Here is a 22,968-nt window from a genome sequence, read left to right as displayed (position 1 = left end):
ACACCGGTTTTCACTGAACAACACGGATGGCGGCAGACTGCGACTGCCAACACCGACTGCGAAATTTGGGTGCGGACATGGACACAATGCCATCGCCCCGCTCCTCTACAGACTTCGCTTTTTGACCTTTTTGCGGGTAGCGGTTTTGCACATGACAGTTAGTTGCATTCGTGAAATTGGGAAAGACGGGGAACGGTGAGCTGTCCCGGGAGGCCCTCGCTGGCTGATGCCCATTTGCATGACTCGATGAAAGTGGCGAATGAGGACGGAAAGATACCGTCGCGCAGTGGCAGAATTCCTCCACCGTGCGGCACCCGCAGTGAGTTCCGTCCGGATTCGCCGCAATAAACGTGCTACCGCCGATGCGAGACAACGGTCGATGCAACAAGTGCTCTGTGTCCAGCCGTAGCGGCTACCCGGTCACCATCCAAACTTCGCTTCGATGCCCACATAATCCGCATTGCGCGCGCGCCGAGCGCACGGATCGAGTCACCGACTTCGAAATGCACCGCTTCCAGCGCGAGCGCAACGTTCCGGCTGACGGGCCAGTCGGCGCGAATCTGCGCATACATCCCCGTCCAGCGCGTTCCCTTCCCCGCCGTGCCGGGCACCACGGCCATCCCTTGACCTTAGATCGCATCAGCTGCCGGCGCGCGCCACTGGAAACCGAGCGCCGTCACTAACGTGACCTTTGGCGATACCTTGAACGTGATCGACGGCTTCACGTGAATCACGTTGCTATAGCCCGTGTATCCCGCCAGCGTGAAGTAGTAGCCGTTCGGAAACAGCGGATTGAAGGTCTCGACGCGTCCATCACCCGGATGCCGGTCGCTCGCGGCCTCCCCTTCAGATACGACGCTCACGGCTTCTGGATCGTCGCACTAATTGCGATGCTTCTGACAAGTCTTGCCGCATGGCTCATCTTCCATCCACGGCGCGATTAAAAAGTGCCGATAATACTGGACCCGCCGGGGCGCGTAACGCCACACGCCCCGGCGCGACGGCAATCAATTGATCTGCAGGCGCTTGCTCTCCGAGGTCGCTTTTTTGGGAAGCGTCAACGAGAGTATGCCGTCCTTGTACTCGGCCGCAGCGGTCGCTTCGTTGATCTCCGTCGCGAGCGAGAACGAGCGGCTGACGGAGCCCGAGTAACGCTCACGTCGAACGACGCGTTCTCCTTCTTTCAGTTCCTGCTTGCGCTCGACCTTGGCGCTTATCGAGACGAGATTGCCGTCGATCTTCACGTCGATATCGTTCTTCTCAACGCCTGGTAGTTCGGCTTTCACCGTGTACGCTGTGTCGCTTTCCGTCACATCCACCTTGATGTCGGCGAGCGGCGCATCGCCGCCCGGCGCGCCGCGTAGCGGGCGGAATAGCCCCTGGAACAGTTCCGACATGGGTTCGAGTGGAAACGGGTCAAATCGAGTCAAGTTGCTCATCGTGTTACTCCTGGAATCGTCCATGAACGTCATGGATACTGGGTTTCGTAAAATGCCTAAGACACCTCGATAATGACTTTGAGCGCGTGCGTTTCAACCGCACGGCCAAAGGTGTCATAGGCATTAGCCACGTCCTCGAGCTGGAAGTGGTGAGTAATGAGTTGCGCTGGATCGATGCGCTTCGCGCGAACAGTCTTGAGCAACATCGGCGTGCTGACGGTGTCGACCAGACCCGTCGTGATCGAGATGTTGCGGTCCCAAAGTTTTTCCAGGTGCAGATCGGCCTTGACGCCATGCACGCCGATATTCGCGATGACGCCGCCGGGCGCGATGAGCGCCTCGCACAATTCGAACGTCGCGGGTACCCCTACGGCCTCGATCGCGCAATCGACGCCCGTCTGGTCCGTCAGTTGCATCACGGCGGCCACCGGATCGGCACTGCCGATGTCGATACAGGCCGTGGCGCCGAAGCGGCTAGCGACTTCGAGACGGTTGCGGTCGCGGTCGATCATGACGATCTGCGCTGGCGAATAGAACTGTGCGGTCAGGAGCGCGGCGAGACCGATCGGGCCAGCACCGACAATCGCCACTGTGCTGCCCGGCTGCACCTTGCCGTTCAGCACGCCGCATTCGAAGCCGGTGGGCAGGATGTCCGAGAGCATGACGAGCGCTTCCTCATCAGCACCGGCCGGAATCGGGTACAGACTGGTCTCGGCGTGCGGAATGCGCACGTACTCGGCCTGCGTTCCGTCGATCTTGTTACCCAGAATCCAGCCGCCTGTCGTGCAGTGCGAGTAGATCCCGCGCCGGCAGTAGTCGCATTTGCCGCACGAAGAAATGCACGAAATCAGCACCCTATCGCCTTGCTTGAACGCGGAGACGGCCGCGCCGACCTCCTGGACTATGCCAACGCCCTCATGTCCGAGAATGCGCCCAGGCTCGCAAGTTGGCACGTCTCCTTTCAGAATGTGCAGATCGGTGCCGCAAATCGTGGTGCGCGTCATCTTGACGATCGCATCGCCGGGTGCGGCGAGCTTGGGAATCGGCCGTTCATCGAGCGATTTCTTGCCGGGACCGTGATACACGAGCGCTTTCATGGAATGCCTCCGTTGGACGAAACAGAACTGCTGTACGACTGACTGTAGGCCGGCTGACGTAGTCTCGCTTGACATGTATCAAGCGGAAGTCAGCGTCGGCAGCACGCCTGGAAAAATGGCCTCGTCAGTGCCCACGGATCGCGCCAGCGCTTACGCTGATGGGAACCTTCCCTGCTTCCCGCTCAGGCGTCGACCGCAGGCTCCCGAACAAGCAGCACGGGGCACGGCGAATGGCGCACGAAACGCTCGGCGACGCTGCCGAGCACCATGCGCCGCATGCCACGCCGGCCGTGCGTGCCCATCACGACGAGATCCACGCCGTGCGCGTCGACATAACGCGCGATACAACTGGCGATGTCCTCGGCGATGCCCAGCGTCTCGATAATCTCGGAATGCCCGGACACGTTGAACTCGTTCATCCTAGCGACAGCGTCGTTAAGCAGGCTTCGCCCAACCTGGCGCTCCGCGTCAGTCAGCAGATGGGGGTCGCAGGCGCCCGCGTACGTGAACGCGCCAGACTGGTCGATAACGTAGACGGCGGTCAGTTTGGCGCGCGCCAGTTTGGCCATGCGGATCGCCTCGGTGAGCGCACGGTTGGACGCTTCGCTGCCGTCCACGGCTATTAGAATGTTTGCGTACATGTTTCCTCCTCAGTGTGCATTGCGAAAGACAAGGCGGGCTGCCCGACTTCGGTATCGAGCGGGTCAGGGCCGCGTACGAGCCGGAGTCCCATTGAGCTTCTGTTCGGCGAAATCGAATGCAGCCTTGATCGCCGCATTGGCGCTGGTGTTGAGGCAATGTCTGACCGGGACCAGTTCGCCATCGCGCATGATCAGGTCGAGCCGGGCGTCGAACAGCGGTGTGGGCGCTTCACCGGCATAGGCTCCGTTCCGGTAGCCATCCGCCGTCACGTGGATGGATTCAACCGCGAGGTGGCAGCCCGCAATGGACTTGCCGAAACGTTCCAGACGAATCAATTGCGACGCCGCCTCGGCTTCGATCTGCGACGTGCCCGCGAAACCGAGATAGACGATTTGCATGCCAACTCCCATTTGCCTTCTCCCTGGCGTAACACCTTGTCGCGCAACTTGCTGCGAAATCGTCTGCCGCGGCCGCATCGCTGGCATCGCGATATGAAAACACTGCCCGGACGTTTAGATCATCGGCGCGAACAGCTTGAGCTAATTGACTTGCGTCAAGACATCAACTACGCGTCCGCTCAAACGGCAGTCTCGGCACTCGCCGCTAATTCCACGATGTCAGCCGTGATTTCGTCCTGGCGGACCTGCCGGTACCGTTGCGTCAGTTCATCGAGCGTGTCCCTCACGTTGGCGCGCGCAGCCATCATCGCGCGCACGCGCGCTTCGTTTTCGGCGGCGAACGAGAGCATCAGCGCCTCGCACAGCTCCACATAGACATAGGCTTCGACCAACCCGGCGAGCAGCCGCTCGGCCGGCAACGTGAGCAACGGCGGCTGGCTGCGCCGCACCGCCTGGAAACGCGAAAAATCAAACGGAATCAGGCGATGCTCGACGATCTCGCCATGCGCCGCGATGCCGGGCACCGCGTGAATGACCGACACCTTCGTAGCCGTCTGAGGCTCGAGACGTTGATAGAGCGCATCGGTGATACGGTTGGCCAGTGTGGCCACGTCGTCGGCATGGGACGCGGCCGGCGAACTCCATGCAAACGTGAGGTGACGTTCATTGGCGGCGATCTGGCCACGCGTTCCCACGAGCAGAACTTCGCTGTGCGCCGACGCAAGTCGGAACAGCGTGTGGTCGAGGATCTCTTCATTGAACGCGCCAACGAACCCCTGCTCCGCGCAGAGCACGATGAAGATCTGCGCGCCGTGATCCGGTGCACGCTCAGGCACTCCGCCGCCGTGAGCGAGTACGGCGCCAATCGCGGCGCCCACTGTCGACGCCGAAGAACGGATGCCGGGCAGCCGCTTCTGGGCTTCCCGCGAGCGAGCCGCGGCAATCCCACGCATAGCGCCGATGACGGCGTCGAGCTGGCGGGCGGTGACGCTGCGTGATTCGATTTCGGAGAGTTGGCCGCTCATGTCGGATTCCCGGTTCCGGAGGGCCCACCGGCGACCGGTGGCGTCATCTGTTGAACGAGCTCGCGAACCGTGACGACCAGTACAGCCTGGAGTGCTGCGTCAAACGGTGCGGACGATGAACGCGCGCGAGCCTGCGCCAGTTCCGATTGCACGCGCGGGCCCTGCAGTCGCGCGGCTAGTTGCGTTCGCACTTCAGCGATGATCGTGGCAGGCGCGGCGTCGAACACGCCTGCCGCGAGTGCCGTAAGCAGCGCGATCTCGTCGAGCGTGCGCAAGGCGCTGAAACGCGGCTGGGCAATCAGTGCGCGGATACGTTCGCCACGAGCGATCTTGCCGGCGACACGCGCGTCGGTCAGACCGCCAAAGCGGCTGAACATCTCGAGCTCGAGAAACTGCGCGTAATCGAGCCGCAGACGCCCCGATACGTCCCGCAGCGCCGGGTGCTGCGCCTTGCCGCCGACCCGGCTCACACTCAAGCCCACGTCGACGGCCGGGCGCTGGTTCGCCGCGAATAGCGCGGCATTCAGCACGATCTGCCCATCGGTAATGGAAATCAGGTTGGTCGGGATATAAGCGGACAGGTTGCCCATATCCGTTTCCGCGATCGGCAGCGCCGTCAGGGAGCCGCCGCCGAGTTTGGCCGACAGCCTGGCCGCCCGTTCGAGCAGGCGGGCGTGTACGTAAAAGATGTCGCCGGGATAGGCCTCGCGTCCCGGCGGTTCGCGCGTCAGCAGCGCCAGTTCGCGGTGGGTGGCGGCATGTTTGGTGAGGTCGTCGATAACGACCAGCGCGTGTTGTCCGCGGTCGCGAAAGTACTCGGCTATGGTGAAGCCCGCGAACGGCGCGATCCACTGCAACCCGGGCGCGGACGATGCGCCGGCGACCACGAAGATGCAGCGTTCGGGCGCGCCGTATTGGCGCACGGATTCGATCACTCGCTGCACGGCGGTCGTACGCTGGCCGATGGCGATGTACACGCAGATCATGTCCGACTGCTTCTGATTGACGATGGTATCGATGGCCAGCGCGGTTTTCCCGGTGGCGCGATCGCCGATAATCAGTTCCCGCTGGCCGCGGCCGATCGCGAACAACGCGTCGACGAGCAGCACGCCGGTTTCGACTGGCTCGCTGACCAGGTCGCGTTCGATGATCGCAGGCGCGGGCCGCTCAGCCGGCATGCGTCGCGCGGCCACGACCGGCTCGTCACGGTCGAGCGGCCGTCCGAGCGGGTCAATCACGCGGCCCAGCAGCCCCTCGCCAACCGGCACTTCAAGCACAGCGCCGGTACGGGTCACGCGAGTCCCTGCTTCGACTGCGCTGCCGTCGTCCAGCAGCACGACGCTGATTAGGTCCGTGTCCAACGTGTGCGCGAAGCCCGTCGCGCCGCTTTCGAAATGCAGCAGTTCGTTGAGGGCCGCATCAGGCAGCCCGGAGACAAAGGCGATGCCGTCCCCGAACCGTTCGACGCGCCCGAGCGTCTGCGCATGGGGCGCCACCGCCGTGCGGGTCAGCGTAGTGCGCTGTTCCGTCAGCCAGGGATCGTCGGCCATGTCAGCCGGGCGCATGGTCGCCATCCAGCAACGCCGTTCTGATTCGCGCGAGATCGGCCCCGAGACTGTTGCACACCACCGCATGGTCGGCCCGCAGTTCCAGCCCGGCAATGAGGAGAGGATCGACCTCGATCTGTAGCGACACAGGTCGCTCCAGGCTGGCCGCGAGCACCTCGCGGCAACGCTCCTGCCCCGGCTGCGTCAGTGCGCGCGGCGCGAAGACCTTGAGCGCGGTGCCGTTCGCACCGAGCTGTGCGCGAACCGCTTCGGGCAGCTGCACAATGCCTTCGGCGAGACCCTCGATGAATCCGCTCACGCGCGCACTTTCGGGCAGCCTGGCGAGCAACTTCGCCGCGATATCGACGGCCAGCTGCGTAGCCCGCCGCGCCACCAGTTTGTCCTGCTCGACGCGCGCCGCCCCGGCCTGGGCGATGCTTGTCGAGCGCACCTTGTCCGCCTCGCTTTGCGCGGCGCACAGTAGTGCCGCTTTCTGCGCCTCCGCCTCCACCGCGATTGCCTTCAAGGCGTCGCCGCGCGCGGCGGTGAGCTGCTGCGTTTCGCGAGCCGCGGTGTCGCGTTCCAGAACCGCCGCCCGCTTTGCCGCTTCGGCATCCGCTATCAGTGACTGAGCCGCCTTCTGACGCTCGGCGATGATCCTCGCTACCGGACGGAACAGGAAACGCGCCAGCAGCCAGATGAGGACCAGGGCATTGATCGTCTGCAGCGCGAGCGTCGACCAGTCGATTCGCATGACCGGCGCCTACTTGACGAACGGATTGGCGAACAGCAGCAACAAGGCGATGACGAGGCAATAGATCGCCATCGTCTCGATCATGGCCAGCCCGACGAACAGGGTGCGCGAAACGGTGCCAGCCGAATCCGGCTGCCGCGCGATCGCGTCCATTGCGGCCGCGACGGCGCGGCCTTCGGCCAGTGCCGGCCCGATCGCGCCGAACGACACAGCAAGCGCGGCGGCGGCGATGCTGACGACTTCAATGAGGTTATTCATGAGGTGTTGCCCTGTTCGACGCCGACGGGATCATGGGTATCGCTGATCGCTGCACCGATGAACACCATCGACAGCACCGCGAAAATGTAGGCTTGTACGGCGCCGGTGAGCAGATCCAGCGCCATCAAAGGAATCGGGACGAGCAGGCCCGCGAGGGAAAGGATGATGCCGATCACGAACACGCCGCTCATCACATTCCCGAACAGGCGCACTACGAGGGAAAACGTTCGCGTGATCTGCTCGACGACGTTCAACGGAATCATCACCCAACTCGGCTCGGCGAAGGCCGCAAAATAGCCCGCGGTGCCGCGCGTGCGTATGCCGTAGAAGATTGTGGCGCCCAGTACGATCAGCGCGAGCGCGGCGTCCGTTTCGAGGTGCGCGGTGGGTGGCGTCACGCCCGGCACCAGTGCGGACCAGTTGGCGATCAGCACGAACAGGAACAGCGTGCCGATCAACGCGCGATACCTGGCGGGACTCGTCTGCATGGTGTCGCGGATCTGCTGATCTATAGTGTCGACCAGCAGTTCCAGCACCGTTTGCGTCTTGCCAGGCGTGAGCGAGAGGTTGCGGCACAGCAAGGCGGACAACGCGGTCATCAACGTCATCAGTGCCCAGGTTGTAAGTACCGGCCCGGTGATGGAGAATACACCGACCTGCAGGAGCGGCGCGGTTGCCAGTGGTGAAGCGGTCATGGCCGGCCTCCGTGACGACGCATTGCGATTGCGCGCGCGAGCAGAATGCCTGCCATGCCCGTCAGCAGCGCCAGTGCGCCGAAATGCGCGAGCGTCAGCAGCAACGCACCTGTGAGCGCGAAACGGGCAAGCTGAAGCGCCAGCGCGGCTGCCGCGCGGCCTTCGGCAAACAGCGGGCCGTTCCAGCGCAGCGACATGAAATGCCATGCGCCCGCTAACGTGCCGACCGCGAGTCCAAGCGCGGCCTGCGCGACGATCGACGACGGTGCGCTATTCATGGTGCCCTCCTTGCTGCCGGTGCATCCATTTCCAAGCCGACCAGAAGCCGACTACGGCGCCGAGCATCAGAAGCGGTGCCGAAAAGAACACCCGCGTGCCGAAGGTTCGGTCCAGCCAGTGTCCGAGCGCGAGTCCCATCAGCGTCGGCAGGACGATCGCCCAACCGAGGATGCCAATCTGTCCGAGCCTGCTGCCGAGCGATGGCTCGGGTTCCGCCCGGCCGCGCGAATCACGCTCGGCGGCCTCGCGCGCTGCGCCGGCCATCCTGTCGTGCGGGTCGTGCTCATCGGTAGGGTGCGGGTTCATCGCAGATGCGCTCCCATGCCGGATCCATCGGCACCATCGATGCCCGGGCGCGGGCGCAGATAGCTCAGCATCTGACGCACTGCGCGCGCATGCAATCGCAATTGCTCGACACGGGCGCGGCGTGCCGCGTCGTCTTCATCGGCATGACGGCTGCGCACGCCGGCTTCCAGACTGTCCAGCGAATCACCGGGAATCGCCTCGCGGCAGGCGATCGACACCTGAACGCCGCCCGATACCAACAGCACGCCGCCGTCCACTGCGCAGTAATGGGTGACGCCGTCCGCACAGGTCCAGCGCACCACCGACGGCGTCAGCAGCGTCACGAGGTCGGCATGTCCGGCGCGGATGCCGAACGAGCCGCTTTCGTCCTGCGCGCGCAGGGAAACGATCTCGACGGCGTCGAACCACAGCGTCGAAGGCGTCGCGACGGTCAGTGTCAAAGGCGCGCGGCTCATGGCACCTGCTCCACGGCACGCGCGCTGGCGTCCGGTGCGACGGCGTCCTGTGCGGCGGCCGCCGCTTCCTTGCGGCGACCCTCGTCGAGTATGCCGATCATGTAGAGCGAGCTTTCCTGCCACGTATCGCACTCGCCGGCGAGGATCGCCTTGCAGCCGGCAATCGTGTCGGCGATCGCCACGGAACGGCCCGCTTCACCCGTGAAGGCTTCGGTGACAGCGAAAGGCTGGGTCAGAAAACGCTGCAGGCGCCGCGCACGCCCTACGAGCACGCGGTCGTCGGCGCCCAGTTCCTCGATACCAAGCAAGGAGATGACGTCCTGCAACTCGCGGTAGTGCTCTATGATCCGGCGCACCTCGATCGCAACCGCCGCGTGTTCCTCACCGACTACGAGCGGGTCGAGCAGGATCGATGAAGATGCGATCGGATCGATGGCGGGGTACATCCCCTCCCCGGCCATCGCGCGGGACAGCACGACCATGCTGTCGATGTGCGCTGCGATCGCGGTCACCGCCGGGTCGGTGAAATCGTCGGCGGGCACGTAGACGGCCTCGATTGCAGTGACCGACACGTCGCCAACCGAAACAATACGTTCCTGCAGACTCGCGACTTCGCTCGCCAGCGTAGGCTGATAACCGACTCTTGAAGGCATGCGCCCCAGCAGGCCCGACACCTCGGCACCCGCCTGCACGAAGCGAAACACGTTATCCATCAGCAGCAGCACATTCTGGCGGCGTTCGTCGCGGAAATACTCGGCGATCGTCAACGCCGTAAACGGTACACGCCAGCGTGCGCCGGGTGGTTCATTCATCTGGCCATATACCAGCACCGTGCGCGCCAGGACGCCAGACGTGCGCATGTCGAGCAACATCTCGTGCCCCTCGCGCGAGCGTTCTCCGACCCCGGCGAACACCGAAATGCCCTGATAGCGCTCGACCATTGCATGGATCAACTCCATGACCAGCACCGTCTTGCCGACGCCCGCTCCGCCGAACATTGCCGCCTTGCCACCCTGGGCGAGCGGCGCGAGCAGATCGATCACCTTGATGCCGGTGGAGAATAGCGTCGTCGAGCCCGTCTGCGCGGCGAGCGGCGGCGCAGCGCGATGAATCGGACGGCGCTCTATAAGCGCGGGAAGTGCGGGACCGTCGTCACGAGTCGCGCCCGTCACGTCGAGGAGCCTCCCGAGCACCGCCTCGCCGACCGGCGCCGCAATGGGACCGCCACAGGCTTGCACGCGCGCGCCACGCCGCAATCCCGCCGTCGCTTGCAACGCTAGCGCGCGCACCGTGGTTTCGCTCAGGTGTGTCTGCACTTCGGCGAGCACCGGCGCGAGATCGTCCGACAGGATGAGTAGTGCGTCTTCGATGGGAGGAAGCGGACCATCCGCAAACCTGACGTCGACGACCGCGCCCCGCACTGCGACGACGCAGCCGTCGTTTGCAGTCGACTGTCCTGCTGATGGATCTGCTTCTGGATGAGTCGACATAGGGATCCCGTAGCAGGTTCGAACAGTCGCAAGGTAACGCCGCGATCGGCCCGGAAAAATGACCTTTGTCAAACGTATCGCAGTTGATAACTTGCGATCCGCAGGCAGGAGGCTGGGCCGTCCTTGCCCATCGTCACGACGCGCCGACGAATGCGCGGAAATTCATTTCCACCGCACGGATCTGCTCGGCGCAACTTCTGTACAGCCAGCCCGGGTTGCCATCTGCCCGATACATACCCCGGCACAAACCCTTGAGGCTGATCGTCGAGGCTCCTCTTTCGTCGGTCGTCCGCGTCGCCCACACATAGACGGCGCCAAACATGTGTGGCTCGGCCGTTTCGATCACCGTTTCGTCGGCGTGGCGAATCGGCGTCACCGAGCGCAGTGCAACATACGTCCTGGTCAGGGTCCAAAGACGATCGCAATCTGCGCGCGTGGAACATTCCACCGACGCATGGGCGCGCGCTTCGTCGAGCTGAATTTCCGTATCGCGAAGCGCGGCAACGCGTGCCTCGGTGGTGCACGCCGCGAGTCCGGCGATCAGAAGGGCGAGGATCAATCTATTTTCCATGTCCGCTCATTCCCCCGACGAATCAACACGCCCATTCGAGATTTCGCGATTTGGCGATGTGCCGCTTGAGGTCACTGACAAACACGGCAAGGGCAGCGTGCACACCGTGAAGCGCCTCGCTCGCAATGACCTTGCATTCGGCGGCGGCTGGCTTGCCCACAATCTGCTGCATCTCACGCAGCGCTTTGTCAGCGCCCCGCCCGCCGAAGCTGCAAAAGAACGCCACCTGCGGCAACCGCGCTCGATTCTCCATGAGGTAAGAACGCAACGGGGCCGACACCGAACCCGCCCACACTGGCGAGCCGATGACAACGAGATCGTACGCCGAGACATCCCGCCCCGCCGGTACGATTTCAACGTGCCGCTTGCGGATCGCATCGACTAGCGAGCGCAGATAGCCGCCGGGTCCTTCGCGATTGCTGCAGTCGCAGATCTCCTCGAGATCGGCGTCCAGCATCCCTGCAAGTGCCGACGCAAGCGAACGCGTGGTGTCGGTGCGCGAGTAATACACGACAAGAACGTTAGCTTCGGACATTTTGATCTCCGTACCACGTGCCGTTATGCGTTCACATGCGGGATCCGCAGTACCTGTCCCGAGCATAGGCGTGGCTAGGAGAGTTCTCATGATCCATGTCAAGCATCGAACTCGACCGTCATTATTGCTCCATTGGCGTGTAGGGAATGCCTGACATGAGCGTAGGACGCCCTACGCGCAGCTCAGCGTCACCTGATTTCTATCCACCGTGCCCTGACCAATACTAACTTTCAGGACAGCAGCAATCGAAAGCCCTGCGACGCTCGCGATAAACGTGCCGAGGTTGACCTGTAAGGAGACCAGCCATGCCGAACGATACTTTATCCGTCCATGCCACTGCGCAGGCCGGACAAGCGCAGGACACACGCGATACCGCCAGCGAACTCGACGAAATTCTCGCGCTGGCCCGCGACTCCGGAATGCTGATCACGCTGGACGGGCAAATCGGGCGCGAGAAATACCAAAGCATCGCGGGCTCACTGCACGCCTTCAAACGCTTCGCTGAGGCGCTCTGCAACAACTTCGGTCAACGCGCGGCAACGTGACCAGCATGCGGCCTATTCACCAAAAGAGGTGAGGCATGAAGCTGACTTTTCTAGGCGCGGCAGAAACTGTCAGCGGCTCGAGGTATCTGCTGGAGGGAGCCGGCCTTCGGGTGCTGATCGCCTGGGACGGCAGCCGCGAAAGCGCCCGCGCCCTCACCGACGCGATGCAGGTTATCAAACATGCGAAGTTCGTCACCGTAGTGACCGTGGAAGCAGGGCCGACACACAGCGAACCTGCCGGCATCGACTTCGCCGCGTGGCTGGAACGGCACAACATTCAAGCGGGATTTGCGACCGCCCCCTGCGTGTCCGGCGTCTCCGCAGGTTCACTGCTACTGAATATGCTTACCGACCGCCATATCGACCTCGTGGTGATGGGCGCGTACGGCCATGCGCGCGTACAGGAACGACTTTTCGGCGGTGTGACACGAAGCATGCTTCAGTCGATGACGGTACCGGTGCTGATGTCGCATTGATCCGACGCCCGGGGACTCATGGGAGCACAGGGGTACGCGGAAAGAGCCCCTCGCGCAGTTTTGAAGCGCCTGCTTGCTGGGCGCTTCCCCTTAAAGGCTTGATGGGATCTCGTCGATCGCAAACTCGCGCCGAACCATGAGAACCGGTACTTTGGTACGGCGCAAGAGCGCTTCGGCCACGCTGCCCAGCAACAGGCGCCCGATTCCATGCCGGCCATGCGTGCCCATCACCACCAGATCGGCCTCGCACTCTTCGGCGGCACGGCAAAGCACACCGGCAATGTCCTCGCCATACGCATCGATGGTGCGCGTGAGGCCGCGCACCTTGCGCTGCTCGAACATCGCGCGCGCGTCTTCCAGCGTAGCCCTGGCAGCTTCCGCGTCGGCCGTCGTGCATGGCTGCGCATCGATAAGCCCGGTGCCGACATCGACCAGCCGCGCGGCATGTTCCGCTACGAACACCGCGGTCACGATCGCCTGCGCCGCTTCAGCGATTTTCAGTGCTTCTTCGAGCGCGAGCTGGGCCGCCTGACTGCCGTCGATTGCAACGAGAATCCGTTTGTACATGACTTTCTCCAAGAATTCGCCTCGCTGCAAATGGCTGCGGTCAGCAGGCGTTTCGTGCTTCAGTCTGCAGTTGCGCACCAAAACGCGCTTGACGAAGATCAAGCGCCGCAACCTGCCTCAACGTGATTGCAAGTCGACCGCGTTCCTCGCAACCTCCAGAACAAATGCTCAGTGAAATTGCCGATACGTTATGTGTCAGTAGCAAGACGGTGAGTACCTTTCAATTCCTGGATGCGCCAAAAAATCTCGCGTAGGAAATCCCCTACACGGCTTCGTGCTCGCCTACCTGAAGTTCGTTCCCCGCCGATATCAATTTGAGACAGCGCGACCGATACTTCAATCATGCATTCCAGCCACTCATCTTTGGCGACGGATGGCGGCACGCCCGGCCGCAGACTTGCCTCCCAAGCGTCGCGCGGTAGTTCTTCGACAAGACGAACGAATTTGATCTTGCCTGCAATACGATCAAACGCATTGCCCACGAGCTTTCGCACATGTCCTCTATTAGACAGGAACACACCATGTCCGACGTCGCTGAATACCCAGAAATCATGCCGATCGCGCGCGTCCCGCTGCATGTACTGAAGAATTCAGCGCCTGCAACGTCAGCCAGAGCCCGCACGGTTACCAACTGTTCCGCCTGTACGATGCACGCGCTCTGTATGCCGCAAGGCCTGACGCAGGCAGAAACAGACAGGATGGAAGCGCTGATTAGCACTTCGCGCACCATCAGAAGTGGAGAGTCACTTTATCGCGCCAACGACTCGTTCCAGAGCATCTACGCAGTGCGTGCCGGTTCATTCAAAACCATCGTCATGCATCGCGACGGGCGCGAACAGGTCACCGGCTTTAGTCTCGCTGGCGACGTGCTTGGCCTCGACGGTGTGTGCTCGGGAAGGCATAGTTGCGACGCCCTCGCCATTGAAGACAGCAAGGTCTGCATCAATGCCTTTCATCTGCTCGAAGCGATGTGCCGCGATGTGAAGACGATCCAGCAGCATGTGCATCGCCTGATGGGCGGCGAGATCGTCCGCGAGGCGACGCTCATGATGCTGCTCGGCACGATGTCCGCTGACCAGCGAGTCGCCGCATTTCTGCTGAATCTGTCGGGCAAGCTCAAGTCACGCGGCTACTCGCCGGCGGAATTTCATCTGCGGATGACGCGCGAGGAGATCGGCAGCTACCTCGGAATGAAACTCGAAACAGTCAGCCGGATGTTTTCCAGATTCCAGAAAGACGGGCTGGTGGATACGCACGGTAAGCAGATCAGGATTCTCGACATGGAAGGCCTCGCCCGTGTCTAGTTTGTGCCGCGGCTGAGATCGCGGGACGCGACAAGACTGCGCAAGATGGATTGACGAGACAGCACATCGAACACGCGCGAAGGAGACCCTGAATGAACGCAATTTCCCAACCAACGGCATGGTCCGTCGACCCCCGGCAGCTCGATGAGCATGCGAGTATCGAAGAAAAACTGCGCTTTGCGCTTCGCTATGCGGTGCTGGCGCCGTCCAACCACAATACGCAGCCTTGGCATTTCATCGTCGATGGCGACTGTTTGACGGTCTGTGCCGACCGCACGCGAGCGTTGCCCGTCGTCGATCCATTCGACCGCGAACTGATCATCAGCTGTGGCGCGGCACTGTTCAATCTGCGGGTTGCATTGAGCCGCTTCGGGCTGGCTTATGCGATCACGCCGTTTCCCGCGCCGGCCGACGTAGACGTGTTGGCGCATTTGCGCATTGTTCCCGAGGGCCACTGCGACAACAGCCTCATCCCGCTCTTCGACGCGATCCAGCAGCGCGTCACGACTCGCGACACCTTCGTCGACGAACCGGCGCCACCCGAATTCCAACGACGGCTCCTCGAGGCTGGGGCGGCGGAAGGCTGCGACATCGTCTGCGTCGAAAGCGCAGCTGGGCGCGAAGATCTCGCCGCGCTAATCGGGGAAGCCGATCAGACGCAATTCAAGGATCCGCGATTTCGCAGGGAGCTCGCCAGTTGGGTCCATCCTGGGCGCAACCAGGATGGCATGCCGGCGTTGTCGGCCGGCATGCGCGGCTTGCTCGATCTCGCGGTGCCGCTCGTCAGCTCGGTGATTCGCACGTTCGACCTAGGCGGTGGCGTGGCCGCGGCGCATCACGCACTGGCCATCGGCTCGCCGTTACTGTTGTGCATCACTACCGGAACCGACGACGCCCCCGCGTGGTTCACTGCCGGCCAGGCGCTCGAGCGGGTGCTGTTGACCGCCGCCGCCGCCGGCATGACGGCCTCCTATCTGAATCAGCCTATCGAATCGACGCCGCTGCGCGAGCGGCTGCGCGCCGTTCTCAATCTGGACGGCATGCCGCAACTGCTGATACGCGTCGGCCGCGGCGCACAGGCGCCCCATTCGCCACGGCGTCCGCTCGCCGACGTGATGTCGTAGCGCGTATACCCGCAGACCGCCAATCGCAGCTTTTGTCCCCGGCAAAAGGCATATGGCCGCTGCGCTCATGATCGGCTTGCCGCCGTTTTCGTGCAGGCTGCGCGCAGCCCGCTCGAGCGGATATCGTTGCGCAATGAACGCGCCACTTGCGTCGTCTTCGCATAACGTCCGCCAATTCACCAAAAGGCACTTTTCATAGTGGATTTTCACGCAGGGCGGCAAAAGCGCGGGCACTGACGTGGGGACGCCCCCCTTACCCGCGAGGAGCAAAGTGTCGTCTCAAGTCGTGGGCATCAGCAGAACAACGAAACTGGCGACGCCTAGAATCAGTGCCAACGCGCCATAGTCGATAAAAGCTTGACTGTCGAACAACAGGCCGCGGATAGTCGCTCCCATCCCTGCCAATGCCGTGAAAACGGCCGCCGCTGCCAGAATGATTCTGGGTTCTGCCCGGCCCATGATTCCTCCCCTGCCTCGATGCGCGTGATTCCCTACAGGTACGACATGCACGAGCCGTCAATGATCAGTTCACGATCGACGCAACGCAGGTATTGCGATTGATTTGCATCAAGCGCCGGCCCCTCTTCCCTCCCGCCCTTCCCGTCACTGATGTCGCGGCGATTGATCCCGGTCAACTCCTGCGGACACACAGCGCGCTTAATGGTTGGTGACGGTGTCGTTAGACCGTCGAGGACAGCCAGTTCGAAGACTGGCTGCATCCAATTGACAGGCCATTGCCCGCTACGAGGCTGGAACCGAAACTCGTCTCGCGTACCGACAGACACCCACCCATACCTCCTGGAGGTAACAGTATGAAACGAAGTATCCTGGTCCTATCAATCGCGCTGGCGACGCTCGGCACGACACCGGCGTGGGCTCAAAACGCGTCCGCGGCCGCCGCGCAAACCACGGAAAGCACCGACAGCATCGTCCAGATGAGGAGTGAGATCCGCGCCGCGAATTCCACATACAACGCAAGAGTGAAGGCAGCAAACAAAGTCCGCGATCAGGCGGTTGCCAAAGCGCGCGCTGAGCGCGACAAGGCCATCGATGCTGCGCGCTCGGGAAGCAGCACTAGTTGAGCGGCGTGTGGCCGGCTGTTGTAGTGTTTGTATGCAGCATCCGGCTGCTGTCCACGCAGCCCCAATCTCTTAACCGCAACGGAGTTCGTGTGGACAAGCGGATACAGCATATTTTGAATCAGATCAGCGCGCTCGAGTCGGAACTTCAGACCGAGTTGCATCAAAGGGAGACAAAGCTCTTTTATCGAATCACGGGCAAACGCGTTGAATTCGATGAAGCCGTTGGCAAGATTCACCGCGAGTCGAAAGCGGGCATCGTTCACTGGATTCTCGATAGCCGACCGCAAAATTCTTTCGCGGCACCGTTCGTCTACGTGCTCATTGTGCCCTTGGTGTTTCTCGAACTTTGCATCTCGATTTACCAGGCCCTCTGCTTTCCAATCTACCGCGTCGCTAAGGTCAAACGTGTCGACTACATCGTATTGGATCGCTCGCAACTCGGCCTTAACTTTATGGAGAAGTTTCACTTCGCGTACTGCGAATATGCGAATGGCCTCTTCGCATACGGTACAGAGATTGCCTCCCGCACGGAGCAGTACTGGTGCCCCATCAAGCACGCCCACAAAGTGCTCGGCACCCATGCAAGATACGAACGTTTCCTGGCCTATGGTGATGCGGAACAATATCAGGCGCGTCTGAAGCAGTTTCGCGAAGCGTTGCGCCAGCAGGAGTAATTGCGCGCTTATCTGTCGTCGATGTTTAAACCGCGCACAGGTGTCGCACCCGGTCGAATGGTGTCGGGCCATTCAGCCGTCGCAGTTGTGGTGTCGGCCAGCACGTCGCACAGCACGAGCGACTGGGTGGCCAGGCTGCCGAGCAGTTTGTCCGCGACATGCGCCGTGGCCGAACCACGCCAGCCGGTTGCGGCGGTGTGGAATCTCGCTGGAAATCAGACATAATCTCGAAGAACTGCTGGCTGTACGACAGCGCCTGGGCGAATCCCGCTGGCGCGAGCAAGGTCGACAGGCACAGCATCTCCGGCAGATTGCCCGCGACGCATGTGCGCGCAAGGCCCTACAGTGTCTCAACGAGGCCAAATAGGATTGCCTGAAGATTTGCCGCGGTCAGCCGTTCAAAAGCGTCGCAGCAAAGACTGGTGATGCCGAACAGTTGGTCGAAGGCACTGCGTTGCATACCGAGCCGTTCCGCGGGAATGGTCTGAGCCATCATGCCTCCAAGGCTTACGGCCGGCCTGTGCCGGCCGAAGTTTGCTAGATGCCCGGCATCACGGGATACGGCTCGGTGTGATCGGCCACGCGCTTGACACCAGGTATGTTTTGCGCGGCCACGCGAACCGCTTCGACGGTCTCCAGCGAATGGAATACGCCCCACAGATGCACGACGCCGTCGGCGACGACAATATTGCGCCCGGCGAAGCTCCATTTACGCCCCGCGAGTTCGCCCATTAACATCGCGCGAATCTCACCGTCAGAGAGCGACACATCCGACGCCGACTCCTCCGGCACGCTAGCGAGTGCCTGCACGACATTGGCGCGGCTCACGATACCCACGAGCCGTCCCGCTTCCGTGACGGGCACGCGTTTGATGCGCCGCGTCTCAAGAATGCTGGCCACTTCGCGAAGCGGCGTGTCGGGCTGAACGGACACCACCGCAGTGGTCATCACGTCGCGCACCTTTGCCGCATGGGTCTTGATGTAATCCCGTGCTTCGTGGCTCGCTGACCAGAAATCGAGCCAGGAGGCCCGTGGGCGCTCGTCGGTACCAATTTCGGTGCGGCGGAGCAAATCGCCTTCGCTGATCATGCCCGCGATCTGCCCGTCTGGATTGAGCACCGGCGCGCCGCTAATGCCGTTGCCGACAAAAATTCTGGCGACCTCTTGCACGGTCATCTCGGGTGTGACCGATATGACGTTACTGGTCATGACATCGGATACGCGCATGGTAAGCCCCCTGAACGGTTAGGATCCTTCAGTGTGTGGGGACGGCCCGTACCGGCCGTCTGTATCCGGCCATCGGCAAGCCCTCACGTGGTTTGAGATTAGGCCCGCCTGACATACCATCATTTGACATGGATCATATCGAAGGCCGTTGTGTGCGCCTGTCGATCCGCCCGCTGTAACAATGCCTCGCCGCCTGATTCAGTTCAGATCACCCGGCACCAGCCTTCTTGTCGAACAGGCGGCATACAGTTTGGTTTGTCCATGGAGCAAAACGATCAAGCTTTCAACGATGCGCAACTAGCCGCAACGGTTCCGAGCGCAGTTGCAGCGGTCCACGCCGAAATTCACTCGGACGAAAGCCATTCCAACGCCGTGAATTTCGACTCGGAGTTCGAGCGGGATGTGGGATTCGACAGTCTTGCTCGCGCAGACCTCTCTTTGCCCGGATCGAGCAAGCACTGCATGTGCGCGTGCCGCTCAAAGCGGTTCAACGGTTCTGACACCCGCTGATCGACAAAGTGTTGGACATCTTGAGCCGAAGCCACTCCATACCTTCGCGCAAGCCCGCCAGAACGGCTTCGCGCTCGGTCGGAAAAATACCGCTGTGCTTGAACTCGTGTTTGAAGATTCCATCTGATGTGTGATGGCTGAGTTGGATAGAGCAATCAAAGCCGCCCGCTGCGGGATGTGTGGTTGCGGCGACTGACCAGTCGCCGTCGCCCACGTTAGCTGAAAGCGTCATCAGTTGCTCCCTGTTGATGCGTCGTCGAAGTGAAGCACGCGGGGCAGGCAAGCATCTCTACACCACCGTCAGATTGTCGACGACCGCGCGCACGCCCGGTGCCGACCACGCCGCCCCGCGCGCGGCCGAGCGCTCAGCCATCGAGTCAACCATGCCGGTGAGCGTGACCTTTCCCTCGTGCACCTTCACGCCGATGTGTTTCGCCTCGCGTTCGGCGTGGCGTTGCAGCGCCTTGCCGATCTGTTCGCCGATATCCTGCGCGGCCGCGTCGCCGCCTATCTGAATGAGGTTCGAGACACCTGTCACGCCACGCATCTGTGAAATCGTGCGCGTGGCGACGTGACTCTGGTAGGCCCAATCGACTTCGCCGCTCAATGTCACCCAGCCCTTTTCGACCTGCACCTTGACCGCTTCCTCGCTCAACCCCACAGTCCAGTGCATGATCGCGCGAACGGCGTTGGCAACTTCCTCGTCAGTCCTCACGTCCGAATGCAACAGACGAACGTCCAATTCCACAACGACGGCCTTCACCCCGGCCACACGCTGTGCGGCTTTTTCCGCCGCGAGCTTCTCGGCATAGCTTGTCAGATGGCCCGATAGCGTCACGACGCGATCACGCACTTCGACGCCGATGTCCGTGGCGTTGACCGCCGGATCCCAGGTCAGTTCGTCTTCGACCTGCCGTTTCAATTCCATGTCCGACTTCATTGCGTGCTCCTCAGTTGCAAATAGCTATTCGGCGTCAGTTGATCTGCAAGCGCTTGCGTTCGGATGGCGCTCTCTTCGGCAGCGTCAGAGAAAGCACGCCGTCCCTGTACTCGTCCGCGACCGCCCTCTCATCGATTTCGCTTGCTAATGAAAACGCACGGCTGACGCTGCCCGTATCACGGCCCCGGCGAATCACATGCTCGCCGTCTTTCATTTCCTGATTCTGTTCGACTTTCATGCTGCTGATCGAAACTAGGTTGCCCTCGAACTTCACGTCGATGTCTTTGCTTTCAGCGCCCGGCATTCCCGCCTTCACGGTGTATGCGCTACCGCTTTCAGTTAGTCGGCCTCCGGCCCTGCTCCACACGGAACCGGGTCGAGGCCGGTGCATTCCGGCGGCGCTTCGTTGGCGGGCAATCACTGGTCTCCGCACTCGCATCGAGCATCCCATATGACTGACTTTAGGCTCGTCTGAGCGACACCGATTGACATGCATCAAGCGACACGCACCGCAGGCCAACGCACCTGAAAGCATGATTTCGGTCAAGCCGGAACAGGGGGCCGCGTCTATTCTGAAGCCAGGCTCGCACGTCGGATGCGCTGCATCTCGAACTCGTAGGCCTGCCGGCGCGCTTCCTGGCTGAAACTGGGCATTTGCAGCGCGAAGGCTAGATTCGCGCGGTACAGATCGAACCGTGTAACGGAATTGCCAGCCATCATGGATCTCCCGAGGTGGTGAAGCGGTCCGTGCGTGCAAAACGCGGGCGCGGCAGCGGTGCGTCCAATGTAGGCGCGGCTGTCAGAAGTCGGTTGACCTGAATCAATCGCAAGGCGGCTTGCCGCGACAGCGAGTGCAGTGTGCTCCGCCGGGCCGTTTTCGCGGTGCGCTTACAGCGGCGAAAACGCCCTGACGATAGGCGGCAGCAGCGGCATTATTCGGCGTAGACTTAGTTTGTTCCTGCTTTATCTGAATTGAACCGATCGATCGCATCTCACACCTTTGTCGGAGATACCGGTGGTTTTCAACTGGAACGATCCAAAGCGCAGTGCCGGATCGGCGAACGATTCCGACGTGCCGCTGGAGGACCGCTATCCGTTGCTGATAGACGCGGTGCAGGATTATGCAATCTTCATGCTCGATCCTACGGGACGCGTGGCAAGCTGGAACAGCGGCGCGCGCAAAATCAAAGGCTATGTGGCCGACGAAATCATCGGCCGACATTTCTCGATCTTCTATATGCCTGAAGACGTCGCCGCCGACAAGCCGGGCCGCGAACTGGTTCTCGCGACCGCGCAAGGCCGCGCGGAGGACCAGGGGTGGCGCGTGCGGCGCGACGGCTCACGATTCTGGGCAGACGTCACGATCACGGCCGTCCACGATACGTCCGGCGCCCTGCTGGGCTTTGCCAAGGTCACCCGGGATATGACGGAGCGCATGCGGCTCGCCGAACTCGAGCACGCCAGCGAATTGTCTGCACATATGCAGGTCGCCCGCGAAGATGAGCAAAGACGCATTGCACGTGAGTTGCACGACGATCTCGGCCAGCAACTCATTGCGCTCAAGATGGGCATCATTGCGCTCAGTCAGCGCCTCGCCGCAAATGGGACCGATCCATCCGGATCCGCCGCCGCGATCGCCTTGCAAGGTCAGATCGACAGCATGATCGCATCGCTTCGCCGCATTGCCGCGAATTTGCGGCCGCCCATGCTGGACGATCTCGGTCTCGCGGCGGCACTCGAATGGCTGGTGGACGATTTCACGCAGCGGTTTCACATGTCCGTCAAGTTCCATACCGATATCGACGACGCGACCGTCGCGCCGTTTGCGGCCAGCGCGCTATACCGCATCGTGCAGGAAGCGCTGACGAATGTGGCCCGGCATGCGCAGGCAAGCGAGGTGCTAATCGAGGCATCGAGCGATGCTGACACCTGCACGATTCATATCGAAGACAATGGCCGCGGTACGGTCGTGGCTGACGCTGGCAAGCGCGGTTCATTTGGACTGCTCGGCATGCGGGAGCGGGTGCGCCAACTGCACGGCACCCTGAAGATCGATAGCGCGCCCGACAAGGGATTCAGGATCGCCGTGCAGATACCGATCAATGCGATTCGTCCGGATGAGAGCCCGCCAGTTTGACCATCTCGAGCGGAACGCTGGCAGTACGCGCTTCGCCGCCCAGCGTCTGCACGTCTTTTCGCAGCGCGGCGATCTCACCGCGTAGCGCCTTGATGTCACGATGCATCTCGCGCCTCAAGATCCGCTCTTCCTGTTCGACGAACACCGCGGCGATGCTGGCGAAAACCAGCGACAGGAGTCCGTAGCCGAGCAACACGACGAAGGCGGCGAAAACGCGCGATGCAGGCGTGGTCGGCGCCAGGTCGCCAAAGCCGACTGTCGCGCTGCTTTCGAAAGCGAGCCAGATGCCTTCGGCGTATGTATGTACGCTCGGTTCGAGCCAGTAAAATCCGGCGCCTGCGAACACGAGCAGCAATGCGGCCGTTAGCAGCAGCAGCCACAGGCGGCCAGGCGAGAAATAACTTCTCAACGACACCACGATGCGCACCGCCACGAGCCCCACGAACAAGATGCGCAACACCCATTCGACCGACGACCACGGCGCGATTCCTCCCACCACACTCGCCGCTGCCGCCACAGCAATCAGAACGTCGTAACCATTGCGTCTGAGGAACCGCTGCGGTTTGTGGCTCAGACAGGCCATACGGGTCAGGACCGCCGCGAATCCAGCAGACATGCAGGCGTAGAGCGCGCGCCCGCCCAGCTGAAACCCGGATGCAGTCGCCAGTTCGAAATAGAACGCGGGAATGGCGAGCACGGTGAAAGCGAATAGAACCCACTGCATCCACCGCCATGCCCGCACGGCGCGCGCATTGTCGTGCGGGTCGACGCCGGCAAGACCCGCAACACGCAAACTCTCCTTCATGTCGACACCGCCCTCAGCAGCGCAAAAGCTGTCGCCCGCCCGCTTTCCATTTCCGCTTGGTCATTTTTCATTCAACGGCATGACGT

Annotated in this window: 32 protein-coding genes and 2 pseudogenes; 7 read left to right on the top strand and 27 right to left on the bottom strand. The window is 62.0% G+C overall.

Annotated elements, in window-relative coordinates; all coding sequences use genetic code 11:
* Window positions 1-420: 420 nt before the first annotated feature.
* The 16 genes and pseudogenes from P0D73_RS35745 to P0D73_RS35670 form a co-directional block, all read right to left on the bottom strand.
* A pseudogene (locus P0D73_RS35745) lies at window positions 421-839 on the bottom strand (alginate export family protein); the annotation flags it as partial.
* Between the two features lie 168 nt (window positions 840-1,007).
* Window positions 1,008-1,439 (bottom strand): Hsp20/alpha crystallin family protein, encoded by a 432-nt coding sequence (locus P0D73_RS35740; RefSeq protein ID WP_408292486.1) that lies wholly within the window; start codon window positions 1,437-1,439, stop codon window positions 1,008-1,010.
* Window positions 1,440-1,495: 56 nt separating this feature from the next.
* Window positions 1,496-2,536: a zinc-dependent alcohol dehydrogenase family protein gene (locus P0D73_RS35735; RefSeq protein ID WP_408292488.1), complete on the bottom strand. Its 1,041-nt coding sequence runs from the start codon at window positions 2,534-2,536 to the stop codon at window positions 1,496-1,498.
* A gap of 182 nt (window positions 2,537-2,718) precedes the next feature.
* The gene (locus P0D73_RS35730; protein WP_408292490.1) at window positions 2,719-3,177 is read right to left on the bottom strand and encodes a universal stress protein; all 459 of its coding nucleotides are present in this window, start codon (window positions 3,175-3,177) and stop codon (window positions 2,719-2,721) included.
* Window positions 3,178-3,240: 63 nt separating this feature from the next.
* Complete coding sequence (locus P0D73_RS35725; protein ID WP_408292492.1) at window positions 3,241-3,576, bottom strand: hypothetical protein; 336 nt, start codon at window positions 3,574-3,576, stop codon at window positions 3,241-3,243.
* Between the two features lie 179 nt (window positions 3,577-3,755).
* Window positions 3,756-4,601 carry a F0F1 ATP synthase subunit gamma gene (locus P0D73_RS35720; protein WP_408292494.1) on the bottom strand — a complete coding sequence of 282 codons (846 nt, stop codon included), beginning with the start codon at window positions 4,599-4,601 and terminating at the stop codon, window positions 3,756-3,758.
* Entirely contained in the window at window positions 4,598-6,175 is a 1,578-nt protein-coding gene (locus P0D73_RS35715) for a F0F1 ATP synthase subunit alpha (RefSeq protein ID WP_408292496.1), read from the bottom strand. Before P0D73_RS35715 ends, P0D73_RS35720 begins: the two co-directional genes overlap by 4 nt.
* The gene (locus tag P0D73_RS35710; protein WP_408319149.1) at window positions 6,153-6,902 is read right to left on the bottom strand and encodes a F0F1 ATP synthase subunit delta; all 750 of its coding nucleotides are present in this window, start codon (window positions 6,900-6,902) and stop codon (window positions 6,153-6,155) included. The genes P0D73_RS35715 and P0D73_RS35710 overlap by 23 nt, the downstream gene beginning before the upstream one ends.
* Before the next feature lie 9 nt (window positions 6,903-6,911).
* Window positions 6,912-7,160: a F0F1 ATP synthase subunit C gene (locus tag P0D73_RS35705; RefSeq protein ID WP_054037454.1), complete on the bottom strand. Its 249-nt coding sequence runs from the start codon at window positions 7,158-7,160 to the stop codon at window positions 6,912-6,914.
* Window positions 7,157-7,855, bottom strand: coding sequence for a F0F1 ATP synthase subunit A (locus P0D73_RS35700; RefSeq protein WP_408319147.1), 699 nt, complete (start codon window positions 7,853-7,855; stop codon window positions 7,157-7,159). Before P0D73_RS35700 ends, P0D73_RS35705 begins: the two co-directional genes overlap by 4 nt.
* Entirely contained in the window at window positions 7,852-8,133 is a 282-nt protein-coding gene (locus P0D73_RS35695) for an N-ATPase subunit AtpR (RefSeq protein WP_408295683.1), read from the bottom strand. Before P0D73_RS35695 ends, P0D73_RS35700 begins: the two co-directional genes overlap by 4 nt.
* Entirely contained in the window at window positions 8,126-8,440 is a 315-nt protein-coding gene (locus P0D73_RS35690; RefSeq protein WP_408295680.1) for an AtpZ/AtpI family protein, read from the bottom strand. Before P0D73_RS35690 ends, P0D73_RS35695 begins: the two co-directional genes overlap by 8 nt.
* Window positions 8,437-8,895 (bottom strand): F0F1 ATP synthase subunit epsilon, encoded by a 459-nt coding sequence (locus P0D73_RS35685; RefSeq protein WP_408319145.1) that lies wholly within the window; start codon window positions 8,893-8,895, stop codon window positions 8,437-8,439. Before P0D73_RS35685 ends, P0D73_RS35690 begins: the two co-directional genes overlap by 4 nt.
* Window positions 8,892-10,385 carry a F0F1 ATP synthase subunit beta gene (gene atpD / locus P0D73_RS35680; protein WP_408319143.1) on the bottom strand — a complete coding sequence of 498 codons (1,494 nt, stop codon included), beginning with the start codon at window positions 10,383-10,385 and terminating at the stop codon, window positions 8,892-8,894. Before atpD ends, P0D73_RS35685 begins: the two co-directional genes overlap by 4 nt.
* 133 nt (window positions 10,386-10,518) lie before the next feature.
* Window positions 10,519-10,956 carry a hypothetical protein gene (locus tag P0D73_RS35675; RefSeq protein ID WP_408295671.1) on the bottom strand — a complete coding sequence of 146 codons (438 nt, stop codon included), beginning with the start codon at window positions 10,954-10,956 and terminating at the stop codon, window positions 10,519-10,521.
* Between the two features lie 22 nt (window positions 10,957-10,978).
* Entirely contained in the window at window positions 10,979-11,491 is a 513-nt protein-coding gene (locus P0D73_RS35670) for a flavodoxin family protein (protein WP_408319141.1), read from the bottom strand.
* 305 nt (window positions 11,492-11,796) lie between these two features.
* On the opposite strand from P0D73_RS35670, the gene P0D73_RS35665 reads away from it, so the two are divergent.
* Both P0D73_RS35665 and P0D73_RS35660 read left to right on the top strand, forming a co-directional pair.
* Window positions 11,797-12,036: a hypothetical protein gene (locus P0D73_RS35665; RefSeq protein ID WP_408319139.1), complete on the top strand. Its 240-nt coding sequence runs from the start codon at window positions 11,797-11,799 to the stop codon at window positions 12,034-12,036.
* A gap of 101 nt (window positions 12,037-12,137) precedes the next feature.
* Window positions 12,138-12,512: pseudogene (locus P0D73_RS35660) on the top strand (universal stress protein); the annotation flags it as partial.
* 90 nt (window positions 12,513-12,602) lie between these two features.
* On the opposite strand, the gene P0D73_RS35655 reads toward P0D73_RS35660, so the two are convergent.
* Both P0D73_RS35655 and P0D73_RS35650 read right to left on the bottom strand, forming a co-directional pair.
* The gene (locus P0D73_RS35655) at window positions 12,603-13,079 is read right to left on the bottom strand and encodes a universal stress protein (RefSeq protein WP_408319137.1); all 477 of its coding nucleotides are present in this window, start codon (window positions 13,077-13,079) and stop codon (window positions 12,603-12,605) included.
* A gap of 188 nt (window positions 13,080-13,267) precedes the next feature.
* The gene (locus P0D73_RS35650) at window positions 13,268-13,561 is read right to left on the bottom strand and encodes a hypothetical protein (RefSeq protein WP_408294520.1); all 294 of its coding nucleotides are present in this window, start codon (window positions 13,559-13,561) and stop codon (window positions 13,268-13,270) included.
* A 39-nt stretch (window positions 13,562-13,600) separates the two neighbouring features.
* Here P0D73_RS35650 and P0D73_RS35645 point away from each other — a divergent pair, with 39 nt between their 5' ends.
* Window positions 13,601-14,383 carry a helix-turn-helix domain-containing protein gene (locus tag P0D73_RS35645; protein ID WP_408434962.1) on the top strand — a complete coding sequence of 261 codons (783 nt, stop codon included), beginning with the start codon at window positions 13,601-13,603 and terminating at the stop codon, window positions 14,381-14,383.
* Window positions 14,384-14,475: 92 nt separating this feature from the next.
* Window positions 14,476-15,507, top strand: coding sequence for an Acg family FMN-binding oxidoreductase (locus P0D73_RS35640; protein WP_408319131.1), 1,032 nt, complete (start codon window positions 14,476-14,478; stop codon window positions 15,505-15,507).
* Window positions 15,508-15,786: 279 nt separating this feature from the next.
* Here P0D73_RS35640 and P0D73_RS35635 read toward each other — a convergent pair whose 3' ends face one another.
* On the bottom strand, window positions 15,787-15,966 hold the full coding sequence (locus tag P0D73_RS35635; protein WP_408294512.1) for a DUF2964 family protein: 180 nt from the start codon (window positions 15,964-15,966) through the stop codon (window positions 15,787-15,789).
* 353 nt (window positions 15,967-16,319) lie between these two features.
* Between P0D73_RS35635 and P0D73_RS35630 the strand changes: the two genes are divergently transcribed.
* Window positions 16,320-16,589, top strand: coding sequence for a hypothetical protein (locus P0D73_RS35630; RefSeq protein ID WP_408319129.1), 270 nt, complete (start codon window positions 16,320-16,322; stop codon window positions 16,587-16,589).
* A 5-nt stretch (window positions 16,590-16,594) separates the two neighbouring features.
* Window positions 16,595-17,263 carry a hypothetical protein gene (locus P0D73_RS35625; RefSeq protein WP_408319175.1) on the top strand — a complete coding sequence of 223 codons (669 nt, stop codon included), beginning with the start codon at window positions 16,595-16,597 and terminating at the stop codon, window positions 17,261-17,263.
* 25 nt (window positions 17,264-17,288) lie between these two features.
* Here P0D73_RS35625 and P0D73_RS35620 read toward each other — a convergent pair whose 3' ends face one another.
* The 7 genes from P0D73_RS35620 to P0D73_RS35590 form a co-directional block, all read right to left on the bottom strand.
* A complete protein-coding gene (locus P0D73_RS35620; RefSeq protein ID WP_408294507.1) occupies window positions 17,289-17,564 on the bottom strand; it encodes a hypothetical protein in 276 nt (91 codons plus the stop codon).
* Window positions 17,565-17,603: 39 nt separating this feature from the next.
* Window positions 17,604-17,759 (bottom strand): hypothetical protein, encoded by a 156-nt coding sequence (locus tag P0D73_RS35615; RefSeq protein WP_408319127.1) that lies wholly within the window; start codon window positions 17,757-17,759, stop codon window positions 17,604-17,606.
* Between the two features lie 41 nt (window positions 17,760-17,800).
* On the bottom strand, window positions 17,801-18,490 hold the full coding sequence (locus tag P0D73_RS35610; RefSeq protein WP_408294501.1) for a CBS domain-containing protein: 690 nt from the start codon (window positions 18,488-18,490) through the stop codon (window positions 17,801-17,803).
* Window positions 18,491-18,977: 487 nt separating this feature from the next.
* Entirely contained in the window at window positions 18,978-19,232 is a 255-nt protein-coding gene (locus tag P0D73_RS35605; protein WP_408294498.1) for a UDP-glucose 4-epimerase, read from the bottom strand.
* A 57-nt stretch (window positions 19,233-19,289) separates the two neighbouring features.
* The gene (locus P0D73_RS35600) at window positions 19,290-19,940 is read right to left on the bottom strand and encodes a BON domain-containing protein (protein ID WP_408294495.1); all 651 of its coding nucleotides are present in this window, start codon (window positions 19,938-19,940) and stop codon (window positions 19,290-19,292) included.
* Between the two features lie 34 nt (window positions 19,941-19,974).
* The gene (locus P0D73_RS35595) at window positions 19,975-20,331 is read right to left on the bottom strand and encodes an Hsp20/alpha crystallin family protein (protein ID WP_408319173.1); all 357 of its coding nucleotides are present in this window, start codon (window positions 20,329-20,331) and stop codon (window positions 19,975-19,977) included.
* Between the two features lie 176 nt (window positions 20,332-20,507).
* Complete coding sequence (locus tag P0D73_RS35590; RefSeq protein WP_408319125.1) at window positions 20,508-20,660, bottom strand: hypothetical protein; 153 nt, start codon at window positions 20,658-20,660, stop codon at window positions 20,508-20,510.
* A gap of 295 nt (window positions 20,661-20,955) precedes the next feature.
* Here P0D73_RS35590 and P0D73_RS35585 point away from each other — a divergent pair, with 295 nt between their 5' ends.
* Window positions 20,956-22,077 carry a PAS domain-containing sensor histidine kinase gene (locus P0D73_RS35585; RefSeq protein ID WP_408319123.1) on the top strand — a complete coding sequence of 374 codons (1,122 nt, stop codon included), beginning with the start codon at window positions 20,956-20,958 and terminating at the stop codon, window positions 22,075-22,077.
* Here P0D73_RS35585 and P0D73_RS35580 read toward each other — a convergent pair.
* Window positions 22,040-22,882, bottom strand: coding sequence for a potassium channel family protein (locus P0D73_RS35580; protein WP_408319121.1), 843 nt, complete (start codon window positions 22,880-22,882; stop codon window positions 22,040-22,042). The two genes, P0D73_RS35585 and P0D73_RS35580, sit on opposite strands and share 38 nt — an antisense overlap.
* Window positions 22,883-22,968 lie beyond the last annotated feature (86 nt).

Source organism: Paraburkholderia sp. RL18-101-BIB-B, assembly GCF_046026985.1.
GTDB lineage: Bacteria > Pseudomonadota > Gammaproteobacteria > Burkholderiales > Burkholderiaceae > Paraburkholderia.
The sequence above is the reverse complement of the archived record's forward strand: the minus strand, read 5'-3'. Positions and strand labels throughout refer to the sequence as shown.